Annotated in this window: 16 protein-coding genes; 6 read left to right on the top strand and 10 right to left on the bottom strand. The window is 62.2% G+C overall.

Going from position 1 to position 17,444, the window contains the following annotated elements; genetic code table 11:
- Positions 1–94: 94 nt before the first annotated feature.
- The 4 genes from NKJ04_RS20700 to NKJ04_RS20685 are packed head-to-tail and all read right to left on the bottom strand — an operon-like array spanning position 95 to position 3,513.
- Positions 95–1,072: a quinone oxidoreductase family protein gene (locus tag NKJ04_RS20700; RefSeq protein WP_352677254.1), complete on the bottom strand. Its 978-nt coding sequence runs from the start codon at positions 1,070–1,072 to the stop codon at positions 95–97.
- 44 nt (positions 1,073–1,116) lie between these two features.
- Positions 1,117–1,935 (bottom strand): phosphatidylcholine synthase, encoded by an 819-nt coding sequence (pcsA, locus tag NKJ04_RS20695; protein WP_164761907.1) that lies wholly within the window; start codon positions 1,933–1,935, stop codon positions 1,117–1,119.
- An 11-nt stretch (positions 1,936–1,946) separates the two neighbouring features.
- The gene (locus NKJ04_RS20690) at positions 1,947–2,561 is read right to left on the bottom strand and encodes a DUF1326 domain-containing protein (RefSeq protein WP_013531653.1); all 615 of its coding nucleotides are present in this window, start codon (positions 2,559–2,561) and stop codon (positions 1,947–1,949) included.
- A 13-nt stretch (positions 2,562–2,574) separates the two neighbouring features.
- On the bottom strand, positions 2,575–3,513 hold the full coding sequence (locus NKJ04_RS20685) for a DUF2182 domain-containing protein (protein WP_352677253.1): 939 nt from the start codon (positions 3,511–3,513) through the stop codon (positions 2,575–2,577).
- A gap of 70 nt (positions 3,514–3,583) precedes the next feature.
- Here NKJ04_RS20685 and NKJ04_RS20680 point away from each other — a divergent pair, with 70 nt between their 5' ends.
- Positions 3,584–4,795 (top strand): UbiH/UbiF family hydroxylase, encoded by a 1,212-nt coding sequence (locus tag NKJ04_RS20680; RefSeq protein ID WP_128305845.1) that lies wholly within the window; start codon positions 3,584–3,586, stop codon positions 4,793–4,795.
- On the opposite strand, the gene NKJ04_RS20675 is transcribed toward NKJ04_RS20680, so the two are convergent.
- Positions 4,772–5,734: an AEC family transporter gene (locus NKJ04_RS20675; RefSeq protein ID WP_352677252.1), complete on the bottom strand. Its 963-nt coding sequence runs from the start codon at positions 5,732–5,734 to the stop codon at positions 4,772–4,774. The two genes, NKJ04_RS20680 and NKJ04_RS20675, sit on opposite strands and share 24 nt — an antisense overlap.
- Before the next feature lie 125 nt (positions 5,735–5,859).
- Between NKJ04_RS20675 and hspQ the strand changes: the two genes are divergently transcribed.
- On the top strand, positions 5,860–6,183 hold the full coding sequence (hspQ, locus tag NKJ04_RS20670; RefSeq protein WP_023811879.1) for a heat shock protein HspQ: 324 nt from the start codon (positions 5,860–5,862) through the stop codon (positions 6,181–6,183).
- Positions 6,184–6,255: 72 nt separating this feature from the next.
- Here the strand turns inward: hspQ and NKJ04_RS20665 are convergent, their stop codons facing one another.
- On the bottom strand, positions 6,256–6,885 hold the full coding sequence (locus tag NKJ04_RS20665) for an invasion associated locus B family protein (protein ID WP_013531658.1): 630 nt from the start codon (positions 6,883–6,885) through the stop codon (positions 6,256–6,258).
- A 232-nt stretch (positions 6,886–7,117) separates the two neighbouring features.
- Here NKJ04_RS20665 and NKJ04_RS20660 point away from each other — a divergent pair, with 232 nt between their 5' ends.
- Both NKJ04_RS20660 and NKJ04_RS20655 read left to right on the top strand, forming a co-directional pair.
- Positions 7,118–8,938 (top strand): extracellular solute-binding protein, encoded by a 1,821-nt coding sequence (locus tag NKJ04_RS20660; protein ID WP_352677251.1) that lies wholly within the window; start codon positions 7,118–7,120, stop codon positions 8,936–8,938.
- Between the two features lie 17 nt (positions 8,939–8,955).
- Positions 8,956–9,636, top strand: coding sequence for a DsbA family oxidoreductase (locus tag NKJ04_RS20655; RefSeq protein ID WP_352677250.1), 681 nt, complete (start codon positions 8,956–8,958; stop codon positions 9,634–9,636).
- A gap of 37 nt (positions 9,637–9,673) precedes the next feature.
- On the opposite strand, the gene NKJ04_RS20650 is transcribed toward NKJ04_RS20655, so the two are convergent.
- Positions 9,674–10,111 (bottom strand): hypothetical protein, encoded by a 438-nt coding sequence (locus NKJ04_RS20650; protein WP_352612226.1) that lies wholly within the window; start codon positions 10,109–10,111, stop codon positions 9,674–9,676.
- Positions 10,112–10,709: 598 nt separating this feature from the next.
- Here NKJ04_RS20650 and NKJ04_RS20645 point away from each other — a divergent pair.
- Complete coding sequence (locus NKJ04_RS20645; RefSeq protein ID WP_352677249.1) at positions 10,710–12,608, top strand: ABC transporter ATP-binding protein/permease; 1,899 nt, start codon at positions 10,710–10,712, stop codon at positions 12,606–12,608.
- A 273-nt stretch (positions 12,609–12,881) separates the two neighbouring features.
- Entirely contained in the window at positions 12,882–14,246 is a 1,365-nt protein-coding gene (gene mgtE / locus NKJ04_RS20640) for a magnesium transporter (protein ID WP_352677248.1), read from the top strand.
- Positions 14,247–14,306: 60 nt separating this feature from the next.
- Here mgtE and gor read toward each other — a convergent pair whose 3' ends face one another.
- The 3 genes from gor to rpiA all read right to left on the bottom strand — a co-directional run bounded on the left by gor (position 14,307) and on the right by rpiA (position 17,135).
- Complete coding sequence (gene gor, locus NKJ04_RS20635) at positions 14,307–15,698, bottom strand: glutathione-disulfide reductase (RefSeq protein WP_352677247.1); 1,392 nt, start codon at positions 15,696–15,698, stop codon at positions 14,307–14,309.
- Positions 15,699–15,814: 116 nt separating this feature from the next.
- Positions 15,815–16,417, bottom strand: a complete 603-nt coding sequence (locus NKJ04_RS20630) for a DUF2059 domain-containing protein (RefSeq protein ID WP_127297192.1) — start codon at positions 16,415–16,417, stop codon at positions 15,815–15,817.
- A complete protein-coding gene (gene rpiA / locus NKJ04_RS20625; protein WP_352677246.1) occupies positions 16,404–17,135 on the bottom strand; it encodes a ribose-5-phosphate isomerase RpiA in 732 nt (243 codons plus the stop codon). The genes NKJ04_RS20630 and rpiA overlap by 14 nt, the downstream gene beginning before the upstream one ends.
- Between the last annotated feature and the right edge of the window lie 309 nt (positions 17,136–17,444).

The raw sequence follows: 17,444 nt of genomic DNA, 5'->3' as shown, positions 1-17,444 counted from the left end.
TAGGCGCGGCCGGCTCTCATCGGAAAGCGGCACACGTCTTGAAAGAGCTTCAAGAATTTCAGCGGAAATTCAAGGGATAGCAAGGCAGAACGAACTAAGGGATGAGAATGGTCGTCCCTGTGGTCCTGCGGCCCTCGAGGTCGGAATGCGCCTTGCCGGCGTCCTTGAGCACGTAGCGCTGGTTGATCTTGATCTCGACCGCGCCGCTGAGCACGACCTCGAACAGGGCGGCGGCAGAAGCGTCGAGGTCCTCGCGTTTTGCGTTGTAGACGAACAGTGTCGGCCTTGTTGCGAACAGCGAGCCTTTCTGGGCCAGCAATGACATGCTGAATGGCGGTATGGGTCCCGAGGACTGGCCAAAGCTGACGAACATGCCAAGCGGCCGCAGGCAGTCGAGCGAAGCCGGAAATGTGTCGTTGCCGACCGAATCATAGACGACATCGCATTTTTTGCCGCCCGTGATGGCGGCGACGCCGGCGACGAAATCCTGTTCCTTGTAGTTGATGACATGATCGAAACCATGCGCCCTGGCGAGCTCGATCTTGTCGGACGAGCTGGCGGTGCCGATGACGGTGGCGCCGAGATGTTTTGCCCATTGGCCGAGGATCAGTCCGACGCCGCCTGCCGCGGCATGGAACAGGATCGTGTCGCCGGCCTTCACCTTGAACGTCCGGCGCAGCAGATATTCCGCGGTCATGCCCTTCAGCATCATCGCCGCGGCCTGTTCGTCGCTGATGCCATCCGGAACCTTGACGACGCGGCTGGCATCGATGACGCGCTGTTGCGCGTAAGCCCCCGTCGTCACGGCATAGGCGATGCGATCGCCCGGTTTGAGCGAGTCGACGCCATGGCCGACCTCCAGCACCAAGCCGGCGGCTTCGCTGCCTGGCACGAGCGGGAAGCCGCCGGGTGGCGGATAGAGGCCAGAGCGATGATAGACATCGATGAAATTGAGGCCGATCGCGGTGTGCCGGACCAGGATCTGCCCGGCTCCCGGCTGGCCGGGGTCGGCGTCCTCATAGGTCAGAACTTCCGGGCCGCCATTGGCGTGAATGCGGATCGCTTTGGACATTGCTGGGCTTCCTGTGGGGCTAGGCTCCCTGTGGGAGTGGCTGATCAGGCCTTCTTGGCACCGAGTTTGGGAAAGAACTGCATGATGCCACCGATGCAGGCAAGGTAAAGCCCGGTGATGGTGATGCCGATCTTGGTGAAGGTGCTGACCTGCTCGCCCAGCACGCCGATCTGATCGTAGAAGGCAGCGAGTGCCGCCTGGGCCAGGGCAAGCGCGCCGAAAGCGCACCACAAGAGAGTCATCCCAAGGTTGATGCGCCGCAGCCGCACCACCCGCACCGGGTGGATGAAGTTGATCGGCACGAAAGTCAGGACGCCGGCCACCACCACCACCGCGAACGAAACCCATTGTCCGGGCTCGATGACGAACAGGGTGAACACCACCATGTTCCAGACCACGGGGAAACCCTTGAAGAAATTCTCCTTCGTCTTCATGCCGGTGTCGGCATAGTAGATGGCGCTGGAAACGACGATGATCGCCGCCGACAGGAATGACAGGCCCTCGCCCATGAAGCCGCGTTGATAGAGCGCGAAGGCCGGGATCAGCACGTAGGTCACGTAGTCGATGATGTTGTCGAGCAGTTCGCCCGACCAGGTCGGCAGGATTTCCTTGACCTCGAGCTTCCGCGCGATCGGTCCATCGATGCCGTCGACGAACAATGCCAGCCCTAGCCACCAGAACATCGCCGTCCAGCGCTCTTCGCTTGCTGCTACCAGCGACAGGAAGGCCAGGAACGACCCCGAGGCGGTCAAGAGGTGGACGGAGAACGCTCTCGCCTGTGGCCAGGTGACCTTCTTCTTCGGCCTGGGGATCCGGTCCGTGATCTTTTTGGCGGCTTTTCGGGCCGCCGTATTCCTGGCCATTGTGTTCTTGCTCACGGGCCCCGCCAATCCAGCTTGCAGATTTCGGCCGAACGGCCGGCGAAATTCCAGTTGCGGCCGAAAGCCCGCATCTTGCTCTTGTCGGACCTTGCCACGATGATCTCGGGCGCGATCCAGTATTCCGAATTGCTGATCACCGTGTCCTTGTCGCGGTCCTTGCCTTGGATGGGTGTCACGGCTCCGTCGATAATCCTGGGTATCTGGAAGATACGCGTCTTGTCACGCGTCTCATAGGTGATCGGCACCTGCTCGACGCCGAGGAATTTGCCTACCAGGATGGAGAGCAGCGATGTGGTTCCGCCTGCCTTGCCCGTGAAGATCTTGGTCAGCGCCTTGACTGCGTAGACCGAGGCTCGGCTGTCGATGAACAGGCCCGCGGTCCAGTTGCCGCGGCTCATGTAGCCGGGGATTTCCATGATCAGGCCGAGATTGAGGCCGGACAGATCAACCTCACCGAAATGGCCGGCATCGATGCGAAACCCTGCCCAGGTCTGGCAATAGCCTTCGGTCGGCGGATGATTGCCAAGCGATAGCACGCAGGGGCAAAAAACCGTGCAATTGCAGGAGAGTACGAGCTCTCCCTTCATCGCCCAGCTCTGGTCTGCCATCGATTTCCCCCACTCACAGCGAGACTACTAGCAGCGCGGCTGCCCAGACAAGCAGTATCGCACCGGCCAGCCGGGTTGGAACCCTGCTGGCTGTTTGTTTTTCGATCAGGGTGAACAGCCCGATCAACGCCATCCAGAAAATGTTCATGACGCCAACGGCGAACATCACCAGCATCAAGGCCCAGCAGCAGCCGAGACACCACAGACCTTGCGCGACACCGAGCCGAAAGACGCTGGCCGGCTTGGCGCTCCAGTTCGCGAAAAGGATCGAGAACGGGTTCTTGCATTTCTTCAGGCAAGCTTCCTTCAGGCCGCTGAACTGGTAGAGGCCGGCGATCAGGAGAGCGAGCGCACCGGCAAGGCCGACGACCGGATCCAGCATCCCGGCTGACGAGGCGAATGCATGGGCGGCCAGGGTCAGCGCCGCGAACATCATTGAAGCGGCGAGCCAGACGCTGAGGTAGCCGGCGACCAGCACCAGCGGGTGAACGACCGGTTCGCCCTTGATGCGAGCCGTGTCAGTGATTTCGCAATAGGTGCGGATCATCGGCGCCGCCGAAGGCAGCATCGTCGCGATCGCCATCAGGAACCACATGAAAACGAGCGCGCCGGCCTGCAAGCCGAGACTTGTGTCCAAAGGCACCGGTGAGAGGCACAGCACAAAGAACCGTTCCAGGAAATCGGGCAGCGGCAGTTGCGGCAGGCTGCGCAGGATCGTGTCGCCGGGGGCGCTGACGCCTGCAATCCCGCCTTCGGCGCCGCGGATTGCCATCGCGGCAAGGGTCAGCCAGGCAAGCAGGATGCAAGCGCCGACAACGACGTTTACCGTGACGCGAGGACTGCGCGCGATGCCGGCCATGGCGCGGCCGGCGCGGTCGAGATGCCTGAAGTCGTCCTGCTGGCCGGTCATGACATCCGAATGGGCCGAATCGCCGCGTTGATCAAGCGGCATGATCTGACCTATATGCTCATCGAACGGCAGGTCGGGTGGACCGCCTCGCATTGCAAGCCGGAAGCCGATCTTGGAGCATCAGCAAACTGCGCGGATACTGGTTGCCGGCACGGGGCCGGCAGGACTGATCGCGGCGCTCGGTTTTGCCGCCGAGGGTTTCCCGGTGACACTGGTCGGGCCGGAGGCCACCGCCCCCGATGGCCGCACGACGGCCCTGATGAACCCTGCCTTGAAAGTGCTCGACCGGCTTGGCGTGCTCGAAGCCGTCAAATCCAAGGCGGCGGCCCTGAAAGTGATGCGCATCGTCGACGCCACCAGCCGGCTGATCCGCAGCCCGGTCGTCACCTTCCGTGCCAGCGAGATCGACGAGGACCAGTTCGGGCTGAACCTTCCCAACAGCGTGCTCAACCCGGCACTCGCCAGCGCCGTTGCCGCGCATGCCGGCATCGACCGGCTGATGCCGATGGTGGCGAACTGGCATCTCGATGCCGAGCGCGCCCGTGCCGTCCTGTCCGACGGCAGCACGGTCGACGCAGCGCTGGCGGTCGCCGCCGATGGGCGGTTGTCACCGGCGCGCCAGGCGGCCGGCATCTCGACCTCGGCCCGGTCCTACCCGCAGGCAGCTCTCGTCCTCAATTTCGGCCATGGCGGCGACCATGCCTTCACCTCGACCGAATTCCACACCGAGACCGGTCCATTCACGCAGGTCCCGCTGCCCGGCAATCGCTCCAGCCTGGTCTGGGTGGTCAAGCCCCAGACCGCGACCGACCTCGCCGCACTGGACGATGCGACGCTTTCTCAGCGGGTCGAACAGCAGATGCAGTCGATGCTGGGCCGGGTAACGGTCGAGCCGGGCAGGCAGATCTATCCGCTTTCGGCGGTGACGCCACTGCGTTTCGCCCGAGATCGGGTGGCGCTGGTCGGCGAAGCCGCCCATGTGTTTCCCCCGATTGGTGCGCAAGGCCTCAATCTCGGCATCAGGGACGTCGACGATCTAATTGGAATCGCTCGTGAAAATAGAGCCGATCCAGGTGCAGCCAAGGCGCTTGCAGCCTACGATTTCAAGCGCCGCCCCGATATTCTGGCGCGCAGCAGCGTGGTCAACCTGCTCAACATGTCGCTGCTTTCCGACATGCTGCCGGCGCAGATGGCCCGCGTTGCCGGGCTCGGTGTGCTCGGAGGCTTCGCGCCGCTTCGGGCTTTTTTCATGCGCGAGGGACTTCGTCCCGGCAGCGGTTTTGCCGCGCTTGCTGGCGGGTTAGGGAAACAGGTCCGGCGCTAGGATATTGTGCCGGATCAGGTAGAGCAGCCCGGTGACGGTCACGACCGACAGGCAGGTTGTGATCCGCACACTGGCCGACGCGCGCTGTACCCAGACGCCATACTGCTGGGCGATGACGAAGACGTTGGTGGCGGTCGGCAATGCCGCCAGAAGCACCGCCGAGAAGACCCATGTCTCAGAAAAATTGCCGATCCAGCTCAGCACGACATAGCAGAGCAACGGGTGCAGGATCAGTTTCAGCGCCGCAATCGGAACCATCTCATGCGGGACGCGATTGAGCGGCCTGAGCGCCAGGGTGACGCCCATGGCAAACAGCGCGCAAGGTGCGGCCGCCCGGGAAAGATATTCCAGAAATCGCTCCACCGGCACGGGCGATCGAAAGCCGATATAGGCGGCGCCGACACCCAGGGCGGTTGCGATGATGAACGGGTGCAGCACGATCTTGCGCACGACACCCAGCGCAAGCCGGAGAGGAGTGGTCTTCTCGTCGCCCGACAGCGCCATCATCATGGGCGCGATGGCGAAATGCATGATGTTCTCGAAACAGAAGATCAAGGCGACCGGCACGGCAGCCTCCTCGCCGAAGGCCAGCAATGCCAGCCCCGGTCCCATATAGCCGATATTGCCATAGGCGGCCGCGAGCGCCTTGATGGTCGATTGCGCTATCTCGCCGCGCGAGGTCAGCACCGACCCCATGAACATCAAGGAAAATACCATGAAGGTCGAGACGACCGAGCCGAAGATGAAGCGCCATTCCGTCAGGTCTTCGAACGGCGTCTTGGCAAGCAGTTGGAAGAAAAGTGCAGGCAGCGCGACATAGACGATGAACGTGTTCATCCAGCCGAGCACCTCCAGCGGCTGCCTGGTGATGCGCGCCACGAAGAACCCGACAAAAATCAAGCCGAAGAACGGAAGAACAAGACCGATGACGTCAGACATTTTTATGCTGGTCCGAAACCCTGGCGCCGGGCTAGCCCGTTGCTTAATGGGGCGTCAAGCGCCTCGGGATTGAATTGATGCGCGGTCTGCGCCAAATAAGCCCAAGGAATTCAGTGGTGAGTACGATGAAAACAGCCAAATTCGCAATCGGACAGGTGGTTCGCCACCGGCTGTTTCCATTCAGGGGCATCATTTTCGATGTCGATCCGCAATTCGCCAACACCGACGAATGGTACGAAGCCATCCCCGCCGACGTTCGGCCGCGCAAGGATCAGCCTTTCTATCATCTGCTCGCCGAGAATTCGGAGACCGAATACATCGCCTACGTCTCCGAACAGAATCTGCTTGAGGATCAGTCGGGTGAGCCAGTCCGGCATCCGCAGATCAAGGAGATGTTCGACAAGAGGCCGGACGGCGGCTACCAGCCGAAACGGCAGTCAAGGCACTAACCCGCGGAGAGACGGGCACAAAAAAAGCGGGGCATGACCCCGCTTCTTTGTTGGCTCGGCGATATCGGCCGATCAGTTGGCGGTCTTCGCCTTGTCCTGCTCTTCCTTGAGCTTCTTGGCGAAATCCTGGTTGTTCTTGGCGACGAAGTCCTGAAGCTTCTTCTGCCGGTCCTCGATGTCCGACTGCTGCAGCGCCGGGCCGTCATAGGCGCCGCTGAAGCCCTGAAGGGCGATCTTGATCGGATTGGGCTGGTTCTGGAAATTGACGGAAGTCAGCGTGATCGCCTGGCCTTTCTTGAATGCCGCGACGAGCTGGTCGGTCAGCGGCACTTCGGCCACGCAACGATCCGGGAAGCAGATCACATAATCGAGCTTCTGCGCCTTGCCGGTGTCGATCTGCAGGCCGATGCCGGGAGGCACCAGACGGCCGGTCGGCACCGTCACCTGGAACACCTTGCGGTTCACCTTGCCCTTCAGCTCGATCAGGCTGACGCCGGTGACCAGCTGGCCGTTGCCGGCGGTGGTGATGTTCTGGACGTTGCAGATGTCGACGTCTTCCTGCTTGGTGCAGGCCTTGAACCAGCCTTGCGGAATCTGCTGTTGCTGCTGTGCGGAAGCGGCGGGAAGTCCTGCGCCGAGAAAGCCGACCACGCCAGCGGCCATGACCGACAGGCGGTACGCGTTGCTGTTCAGGCTCGTCATGTCGTGCACTTCCTCTCAAATGATCCCGGGACCGGCTTCTTCGTGCCGTGTGGTCCAGCTACCTGTTGCCGAAATGAGGCAACAGAATGACTTCGGAGGGCGTGTTACACTGCAAGCGAGGCCGAATCCAGCCCGGCGTCAGCAATTGTTGAACGCGCGGTTGGCCGGCGCGCAGCCGCCCCATGCTAGGGTGCACACCGAATCATCAAGCCGACCCAATAAGGAGACGGTCATGGGCCGCGTTGTTGTTTGGCTGATCACCGGGATATCGTTTCTCGCCCTTTCGCATCAGCCGGCCGCATCGGAGCCGAAGCACGCTATCGCCATGCAGGGCGAGCCGGCGCTGCCGCCCGGCTATACGCATTTCGATTACGTCAATCCCGATGCGCCGAAGGGTGGCTCGATCACATATTGCGTCGTCGGCAGCTTCGACAACCTCAACCCTTTCATCCTCAAGAGCCTGCGCACGACGGCGCGCGGCATGATGGACACGATCTTCGGCAATCTGGTCTTCGAGCCGTTGATGCAGCGCAATGCCGACGAGGCTTTCACGCTCTACGGTTTGTTGGCCGACAGCGCCGACATGGACCCGGAGCGCAAGAGCATCGAATTCCATCTCAACCCGAAGGCCAAATGGTCGGACGGTCAGCCGGTGACGCCGGAGGACGTGTTGTTCAGCTATGGCGTCTACACTGAGAAAGGCCGCCCGCCCTACAGCGACCGAATGGCCAGGGTCGCCAAGCTCGAAAAGACCGGCGACCACAGCGTGCGCTTCACCTTCAACGACAAGGCCGATCGCGAATTCCCGCTGATCATCGCGCTGACCCCGATCATCCCGAAGCATGCCTTCGACAAGGAGACTTTCGACAGGACGACGCTCAAGCCGGTGATCGGCAGTGGCCCCTATACGATCGCGCAGGTGCAGCCCGGCCAGCGCATCGTGTTCAAGCGCAACCCGGATTACTGGGGCAAGGACGTCCCGGCCAAGCGCGGTTTCGACAATTACGACCAGATCACTATCGAGTATTTCCTCAACGCCAACGCCAAGCTCGAAGCGTTCAAGAAAGGCCTTTGCGCCATCGACGACGATAGCGATCCGGTGAAGCGCGAGCGCGATCTCGATTTTCCGGCCTTCCACAAGGGCGATGTGGTCGCGCAGACCTTCGACACCGGCATTCCGCCCGTGGTGACTGGTTTCCTGTTCAACACGCGGTTGCCGAAATTCGCCAACCCGGTCGTGCGGCGCGCGCTCGGTATGCTTTATGACTTCGAATGGGCCAACAAGAACCTGTTCGGCGGCAAGTACGCGCGGACAATGAGCTATTGGCAAAACTCCGAGCTTTCCGCGCTCGGCCATCCAGCGGACGACAAGGAGAAAGCGCTTCTGGCGCCCTACCCCGGCCGCGTGCCGGCCGATGTCATGGACGGTACATGGCGGCCGCCGGTGACCGACGGATCGGGCCAGGACCGCCGCGTGCTGAAGGCAGCCTTCGATCTTTTGAAAAGTGTCGGCTACCACGTGCAGAATGGAACGATGCTCGATCCCGAAGGCAAACCCTTCAGCTTCGAAATCCTGACCGCGTCGCAGGACGAGGAGCGCCTTGCCGGCATCTACCAGCGCACGCTGGAGAAGATCGGCATCGATCTCATCATTCGCAGCCTCGACGGCGATCAGATCCAGTCGCGCAAGCAGCGCTTCGACTTCGAGGTCCTGATCGGATCGAGCGGCTTCAACAATTCGTTGTCGCCCGGCATCGAGCAGAGCGGGCGCTGGAGTTCGGCCGCGGCCAGGACGGAAGGCTCGTTCAATCTCGCCGGCGTCGCCGATCCGGCTGTGGACGCGGCGATCGAGGCGATGCTGCGCGCCCGCTCCAAGGAGGATTATGTTGCCGCAGTTCGCGTTCTCGACCGGCTGCTGATCTCCGGCAACTACATGGTGCCGATGCAGTACAACACGCAGCAATGGATCGCCTACTGGAACTACCTGGAACATCCGCAAAAGACGCCCATATTCGGGTATCAACTGCCAACATGGTGGCGCAAGCCCAACTGAGGGATCAGGAGGTCGAGATGAGCGAATTGAACGCCATCACCGTCGATGTGGTATCCGATGTCGTCTGCCCCTGGTGCTTCATCGGCCAGAAGCGGCTCGACAGGGCAATCGCCGCCGTCAGCGATGTCGACGTGCATGTCCGCTGGCGGCCGTTCCAGCTCGATCCGACCATTCCGCCTGAAGGCAAGGACCGCCGCGAATACATGCTGGCAAAATTCGGCAGCGACGAGCGCATCCGCGAGATTCACGCCCGCATCGAGCCGCTGGGCGAAGTCGAAGGCATCTCGTTCGCCTTCGACGCCATCAAGGTGGCGCCGAACACGCTGGATGCGCACCGGCTGATCCGCTGGGCAGGTGCCGCCGGCGAAGCCATTCAGAACAGGCTTGTACGCCGGCTGTTCCAACTGAATTTCGAGGAAGGCGCCAACATTGGCGATCATGCCGTCCTGGTCGAGGCGGCACGCGAGGCCGGCATGGATGCATCCGTGGTCGCCACGCTTTTGCCGACCGAGGCCGATGTCGAGGCGGTGCGCACCGAGATCGCCACCGCGTCGCGCATGGGCATTTCTGGCGTACCGTGCTTCCTGCTCGAGGAAAAATACGCGGTCATGGGCGCACAGGATGCCGATACGCTGGCCGATGCCATTCGCCAGGTGGCGGCCGCCAAGGCGCGTGGCGAACTGGAAAAGGCCGGCTGAGGCCGACGCCCTCTCCTCTCCACGACAACAGCAAGCGTTACTTCACCGTCGCCTTGGCCTTGCTGATGAAAAATCCATGGCCGTTCGTGGCCGTGCAGGTCAGTCCCTTGCTTGACGACTGGCACGAGAACGGCCCGGCGCTCCAGCTGTTGCCGTAGCCAAGCTTGTCGACATCGCTGCAGCAGCCCTGCTCGCCTGGGTTCTTGATCAGCGTGGCTGGCCCCTTCGGACCCAGGATAATCGTGACGTAGCTTGGCTCGACGCGCGAGCAGCTCAGCTCCGGGCCACCATCCCTTGGTTCATAGGTGCCGGTGCCGCCTTTGGGCGTGTAGATGCAGCCGATGTTGCCGGACGGCGTGTTGAACTCGATCTGGCCTTCGGCGCTGGCCGGGATGCTCTGCTCGCCGGCATGCGCCAAAGGTACGAGGGGCAGCCAGGCGAAGAGGGACAGGATTGCGGCCGCGCGTGCAAGCATTGGGAGCTTCCTTGTTGGAGAACCGACATGCATGAGTGTCGACGATGCCAGGCAAGGTTCAATCCCAAGCGGATGAATTGTCAAACGCAGTCCCTCAGCCGATCCGACAAGGAAGCGCCGCTCGGCCGATTCTCCGGTCACCTCCTGCCTCCGGCAAGGACGACAACGGCACGCCCGGCGAGGTCGCGAACGGCGAATTTTCGGGTGTTCGGGTCAACCTGCTTCGAGAAAAGCGCTCGGTCCGGACGATTTTGAGTTCACAAAACCGTGTGAAAACCTTCCCTAAGGGAAGCCGCGTTAACGTCACACCCCTATGTATCAGGCATTTGAAATCAAAAGCAATATTCGGATTTTTGCCTATCGTTATCGCTATATTTCAGCATGTAATCTGTTGCCTCACGGCCACGGCTGCCGGCGCAATCCGGTCGGCCCGGTTTTAAATTAATGGAAAATGATCAATTGGTGTTACCATCCGTAACAAAAGAAAAAAGGTTTGGGCGGGATCGTGATTCGGGTCGGTAGACCATCGCAAGAGTCAGTACCGGAAAAGACACCTCGCGATGCCGCAGGGCGATCGCTTCTGACGCCGGTGTCGTCGATGCGCAGCTTCTGGGGCCTGATGCGGGCCTACTGGGTTTCCGACCGCTGGAAGGAAGCCTGGACGCTGACGCTGGTGATCGCACTGCTCACGGCGCTGTCCAGCAAGGCCGGTGTTTGGTTCGCCGAAGCCTCCGGCGAACTGGTCAACTCGATCGCCTTCTTCCATGACGCCGCCAACACCACGCCGCTTCGCTCGCTGCTGGTCAATGCCGGCGTCCTGGTGTTGCTGGTCGTGCTCAAGGACGCCGGCTTCACCGGCATCCGCAGCCTCGTGTCAGCGACATTGCACCGCAAATGGCGCGGCTGGCTGGACAGCCGCTTCAACGAAGCGCTGCTCGACACCAATCATACGCATTTCCACGCCCAGCATGGTTCGTCCGGCAATGCCGCTCCCGACAACATCGATCAGCGCGTCCAGGAATCCATCAAGGACATGACCGGCGGAGCCATCGGCCTCGCCATGGGCGTCCTGGGTGTTGCCACATCGCTTTATTTCGTCGGCCAGAAATTGCTTGAAAACTCGGCGGAAGTGAAAGGGCTGGAATTTCTCGGCAGCTACGGCAGCGCGGTTTTGGCTTTCCTGGCGGTCGCCACCTACGTGCCGCTGAACACTTGGATCGCGGTCAAACTGGGTCGTCTGCTGGAACGGCTCAACGTCAGGATGCAGCAATCCGAAGGCAGCTATCGCGGCGAGTTGACCACTTTTCTGCGTCGCAGCTTCCATGTCGCGGCCTCGCAAGGCGAGGATGTGCAGAAGACGATGCACAATCGACTTTATGTCGACATCGACCGCACTTGGGCGCGGCTGAATATCGTCAACACAGGCTACAATTCGTTCGAGCTGATCTACAATTTCATTGGCGCCCGCATTGTCGCCTATGGACCTGGCCTGGTGCCGTTCATCCACAACGGTTTCGATCTCAAGGGCTACATAACCGGCTCCGAGCTGGTCAATTCGCTGATCAGTCAATGCTCCTGGTTCATCCACGTCATGCCGAACATCGCAACGTTGCGCGCCAACAGCCAGCGCGTCATCGAATTGGCGCAGGCGATCGAGAATGTCCAGCATCCGCAGGAATTCTACAGCCAGACCGGCCGCTCCGATTTCCACTACACCAGCCAGAACCCGGTTTTTGGCCTGACCATCCAGAAGCTCGAACTGGCGCATCAAGGCGAGGATGCGACGCCCTTCCTCAGCGCCGCCAATCTGCGCTTCCGGCGCGGCGAATGGACTTTCCTGAAGGGCGAGTCCGGCTGCGGCAAGACTTCGCTGATCAAGGCGATCAACGGCCTGTGGCCCTATGGCCGCGGCACCATCGTCTTCCCCGAGGGCGTCAAGAGTTTCTATGCCGCCCAGGAGGTCAAGCTGCAGCAGGTGACGCTGAAGCAACTGGTCTGCCTTCCGGGCTCCGAGCGCGACCATGGCGACGCGCAGGTCGCGTCGGCGCTGCACAAGGCGGGGCTCGGCGACTTTATCGAGCATATGGCCGACGAAAGCCGCGAAGGCAAAAGCTGGGACCAGGTGCTGTCGGGCGGCCAGAAACAGAAGCTGGTGGTGGCCCGCATCGTGCTGCAGCAGCCGGGGCTGCTGTTCCTCGACGAGGCGACCGGGGCGCTCGACCCCGACGGCAAGGTCGCCTTCCACCAGGCCATCAAGGACAACTGCCCCGATGTCACGGTGATCAGCGTCATGCACGAGGCGGTTGCGCCAAGATCGATGACGGGCAGCGAATTCTATCACAGCATCGTCGCGATCGCCGACGGCGTCGCCACCAAGAAGCCGCTGGTTCCGACCTTGCCCGTCGAGCTCACCACCATTCTCGTGCAGCCAAGGCCGGCCCCAAGGCCGGTCGAGGACAAGTGGCTGCGCTTCTCGCGCCGGCTGAAGCAGAAATAACGGTTATTCCACCCCGGTCTGCGTAGTCGCACGGCGGCCGGCGATCACAGTCTCGCGATCTCGGCCGCTCGTCGGCATTTTCCCTCCTCACCGCGATTGACACGGCAAGGCGCGCTCCTATGTTGCGCCCGCTTGCAGATAGTAAAAACGCGAACCCGCAAGCGGAAAGGTCACCGCGCCATGCCTGGCGACAGTCACAGTCGAACGCAACAGCCGTCCGCCCTGACGTGACCTCACATGGTTCATGTCCTGCCGGACGGCAAGGAGTGAGCCATGAACGAATTTACCGCCGTAGCCAGCGACGAGGCCGTCGCGATTGCCCGTATCCTAGCCAACGATCACGTCGCCGACATTGTCGAGGCCCTGAACAGGGAGCCTCGAGAGACCGCGACGGAACTGCTCTGTGAAGTGACGTTCGAACGTCTGGTCGAGATCTTCGATCAGCCGGAACTCGACGGCGCGTCCGAACTCATGGAGGCGCTGCCGCGCGCCAAGGCGGGCAAGCTGCTCACCGCGATGTCGGTCGACCGTGCCGCCGACATCCTGCGCGAGCTGGAAGAGCCGGCCCGTTCCGAGCTGCTTGGCGGGCTTGCACCGCCGCTGCGCGCAACGCTGCTCTCCATCCTCGGCTATCCCGAAGGCAGCGCCGCATCGATCATGACGACGGAGTTCGTCAGCGTGCCCTCGGACTGGACCGTCGAGCAAACGCTAGACTACATCCGCAAGGTGGAGCGGACACGCGAGACCGTGTATGCGATCTATATCGTCGATCCGCAAACGCACCTGCTTGTGCGCTCGACGGGCCTGCGCCGGCTGATCACCGGTGAGCCCGGCGATTCGATCATGACGGTGGCGCCGGATCATCTTCCGGTGACGGTCGGACCGCTGACCGATCGCGAAACCCTGGCGCAGACGATCTCCAAATACGATCTGCTCGCCGTTCCGGTCGTCGACCATGGCAAGATCCTCGGCATCGTCACCATCGACGACATCATCGACACGATGATCGCGGAGACGACCGAGGATGTGCACCGTTTCGGCGGCATGGAGGCGCTGGACGAGCCGTACATGAAGATGAGCTTCCTCGCCATGATCAAGAAACGTGGCGGCTGGCTGTGCGCGCTGTTCATCTCGGAGATGCTGACGGCCAACGCGATGCAGAGCTATGAGGGCGAGCTGGAGAAGGCGATCGTGCTGACGCTGTTCATCCCGCTGATCATGAGCTCGGGCGGCAATTCCGGCTCGCAGGCGACCTCGCTGGTCATCCGTGCGCTGGCGCTGCGCGAGATCGGTCTTGGCGACTGGTGGCGGGTGGCGCTGCGCGAGCTGCCCACCGGTCTCGTGCTGGGCGCCATGCTCGGCGTGGTCGGCGTCTGCCGCATTGCGCTGTGGCAATATATGGGCTTCTACGATTATGGCCCGCACTGGCCGCTGATCGCCACGACGGTGGGCGCGGCCCTCGTCGGCATCGTCACCTTCGGTTCGCTGTCGGGCTCGATGCTGCCGTTCGCCTTGAAACGCATCGGCTTCGATCCGGCCAGCGCATCGGCGCCGTTCGTCGCCACGCTGGTCGATGTCACTGGGCTGGTGATCTACTTCTCGGTGGCGCTGGTGATCCTGCGCGGCACGCTGCTGTAGCTACTATCTCCGCCGTGGCATGACCTTGCCGCGGCGGAGTTCCTCAACCCGGCTTTGCCGTCAATCCACCCGCGCGCCGTCCTTCACGCGATAGGTCGGCTTGTACATGGTGACCAGTTCTTCCGCCGCTGTCGGATGCACGGCCATCGTGCGGTCGAAATCGTCCTTGGTCAGGCCTGCCTTCAGCGGGATGCCGAGAAGCTGCGCCATCTCGCCGGCGTCCGGCCCCAATATGTGGGCGCCAAGCACTTTCTTCGACGCGCCGTCGACCACCAGCTTTATCAGCATCTTCTCATCCCGCCCGGACAGGGTGTGCCGCATCGGCCGGAATGTCGCGCGGTAGATCTCGATGTCGGGAAAGCGTTTGACGGCATCGTCCTCAGATAGGCCGACAGTGCCGATCTCCGGCTGTGAAAACACGGCGGTCGCGATCGTCTCGTGATCGGGCGCGGTTGGATTTCCCTTGAAGGCGGTTTCGATGAAACACATCGCCTCGTGGATCGCCACCGGCGTCAACTGCACGCGGTTGGTGACGTCGCCGATTGCCCAGATGCTGTCGATGTTGGTGCGGGAATATTGGTCGACGGCGATGGCGCCGGTCTTGGTCATCTCCAGTCCGATGCCTTCCAGGCCCATATTCTCGGTGTTGGGAATGCGGCCGATGGCCAGCATCACCTGGTCGACGGTCAGCACCTCGCCGCCGCTGACGAGCGCGTCGAGCCGGCCGTCCGGCCGCTTGCGGATCCATTCGGACACGGAATGGCAGAGGATTCTTATCCCCTTCTTTTCCATCGTTTCGTGCAGCATGCGCCGCAGGTCCATGTCGAACCGGCTGAGGATCTCCTTGCCGCGATAGACCAGCGTGGTGTCGACGCCGAGACCGTGAAAAATGTTGGCGAACTCGACAGCAATGTAACCGCCGCCCTCGATCATGATCGCCTTGGGCAGTTTCTCGAGGTCGAAAGCCTCGTTGGAAAAGATGCAATGTTCATGGCCGGGCAGCGCCGGATGCGCTGCGGGTCGGCCGCCGGTGGCAATCAGGATCTGGTCTGCTGTGACGGTGCGATCCTCACCCAGGAGATGCACGACATGCGGGTCGACGATCATGGCGCGCGAGTGGAAGGTCTCGCCGCCGGCGCCCTCGACGTTCCTGACGTAGATCGCCTCCAGCCGGCTGATCTCGCGATCCTTGTTGGCGACCAGCGTCTGCCAGTCGAAACTGGCTTCCGGCACCGTCCAGCCATAGCCGGCGGCGTCGGCAAAGTGCTCGGGAAATTGCGAGGCATAGACATAGAGCTTTTTCGGCACGCAGCCGCGGATGACGCAGGTGCCCCCATAGCGGTATTCCTCGGCGATGCCGACACGCTTGCCGAGAGCCGCGGCGACACGCGCCGCCCTGACCCCGCCCGAACCGCCGCCGATGACGAAAAGATCGTAGTCGTAACCGGCCATGACGCGGCTCCCAAGCTTCAGAAATGTGTCAGACAGGTAGGCCGCAAACCGTCAAAAGAAAAGCCCGGACAGGCCGGGCTTTCGCGGGAGGCCGCAAGGCCATTTGAAATGCGGGATCAGTTGTTGTCCGCGGGGGCCGCGCCATCGGCGGGCGCTGCGCCATCGGCCGGAGCGGCGGCTCCGTCGGCGGGCGCGGCAGGTGCTGCCTGCGCCTTTGCCTTGGCGGCGGCGGCCAGCGTTTCGCCAACCTGCTGGGCGAGATCGCGGCCGAGGCCGTTCTGCCAGATGTCGGCTGCCTTGACCAGTTCGCGGGTCACCGTCGGGCCGCTATCGAGCAGCTTCTTGCCCGAATCGGAATTGTAGAAGGCGGCGATGTCGGCCAGTTCCTTTTCGGAGAACACTTTCGCGTAGGCGAGTGCTGCTTCCTTCTCGAGGTCGGCGCGGCGCGAGGCCAGCGCCAGCGCCTTCTCGCTGATCGTCTTGCCGATCAGTTCCTGCATGTCCGGGTTCTTCTGGATCAGCTGCGATTCGAGCGCCGCGGCTGCCTGCGGCAGGATGTTGTCGAACGGGTCGGTCGCGTGGATCGCAGCGACCGCCGCGCGGGCGGCCTTCAGGTGCGATTCCGTGACATCCTGCGAAAACGCCGGCGAAGAGAAGGCAAAAACGGCCGAGGCCGCCAGAAGGACGGAAAGGCTGCGAACCCGGTTATGCAACGTCATGATCGGTAGAACTCCCTGGTTTTCGGGCGGCATGGACGGTTTGGATACCGTCGCCGCCGGCGATGATGGCCGCTGAAGCCAGCCCGATGAAAAGACCATGCTCGACCACGCCCGGAATGGCGTGGAGAGCATTCGAAAGCGCTCTTGTATCCGGAATGCGGCCAAAAGATGCATCGAGGATAAAATGGCCGCCGTCTGTAACAAAAGCCTGCCCCCCCGTCATCCTCAATGTGACCGGCCCGGAAAGACCGAGCTTTTCAGCCGCTGCGGCAACCGCGATTTCAGTGGCGCGCAGGCCGAACGGATTGACCTCGATCGGCAGCGGAAAACGGCCGAGCGTCTCGACCATCTTGGAGCGGTCGGCGATGACGATCATGCGCTGGGACGCCGCGGCGACGATCTTCTCGCGCAGCAGCGCGCCGCCGCCGCCCTTGACCAAGGTCAGTTCCGGGTCGACTTCGTCGGCGCCGTCGACGGTGAGATCGAGCTCTGGCGTTTCCTCCAGCGTCGACAGCGGCACGCCAAGCTCGCGGCACAGCGAAGCGGTGCGCTCCGAGGTCGGCACGCCGATGACGGTCATGCCGGTGGCAACCTTTTCGGCAAGCAGCCGCACGAACTCTTCGGCCGTGGTGCCGGTGCCGATGCCGAGCCGCATGCCGTCGCTCACATGGGCGAGTGCCGCCCGCGCGGCTTCGACCTTCAACTGCCTTGCATTCATGTCGGTTGTTGCCCCGGAAATTCGCTGCCGGGCTCGTAGCATTTTTGCCGGTTCGATCAAAGCCCTGGACGGCGCTTCTCCAGGTCATGCCTGTATAGGAATTATTTCCTTGACCGGTGAGGGCAGCTATGCTACATTTTTGTCCATGGTGCTGATTTGCGCCACAACCCGCCGTCGAGGCGGGTTTTTTCATATAGGATGGCCCGCCGCGAATGTCCGGCCTGATGGGCAGGCCCCGCCTGAACGAACTGGCCCCGCGCTTGCCTTGACGCGCCGCAGCCGCTATCGCCTGCCCATTGCACACCTGCC

It is taken from the genome of Mesorhizobium sp. M0618 (assembly GCF_040320765.1).
Classification (GTDB): Bacteria; Pseudomonadota; Alphaproteobacteria; order Rhizobiales; family Rhizobiaceae; genus Mesorhizobium.
This window is presented reverse-complemented; position numbering and strand designations above follow the sequence as displayed.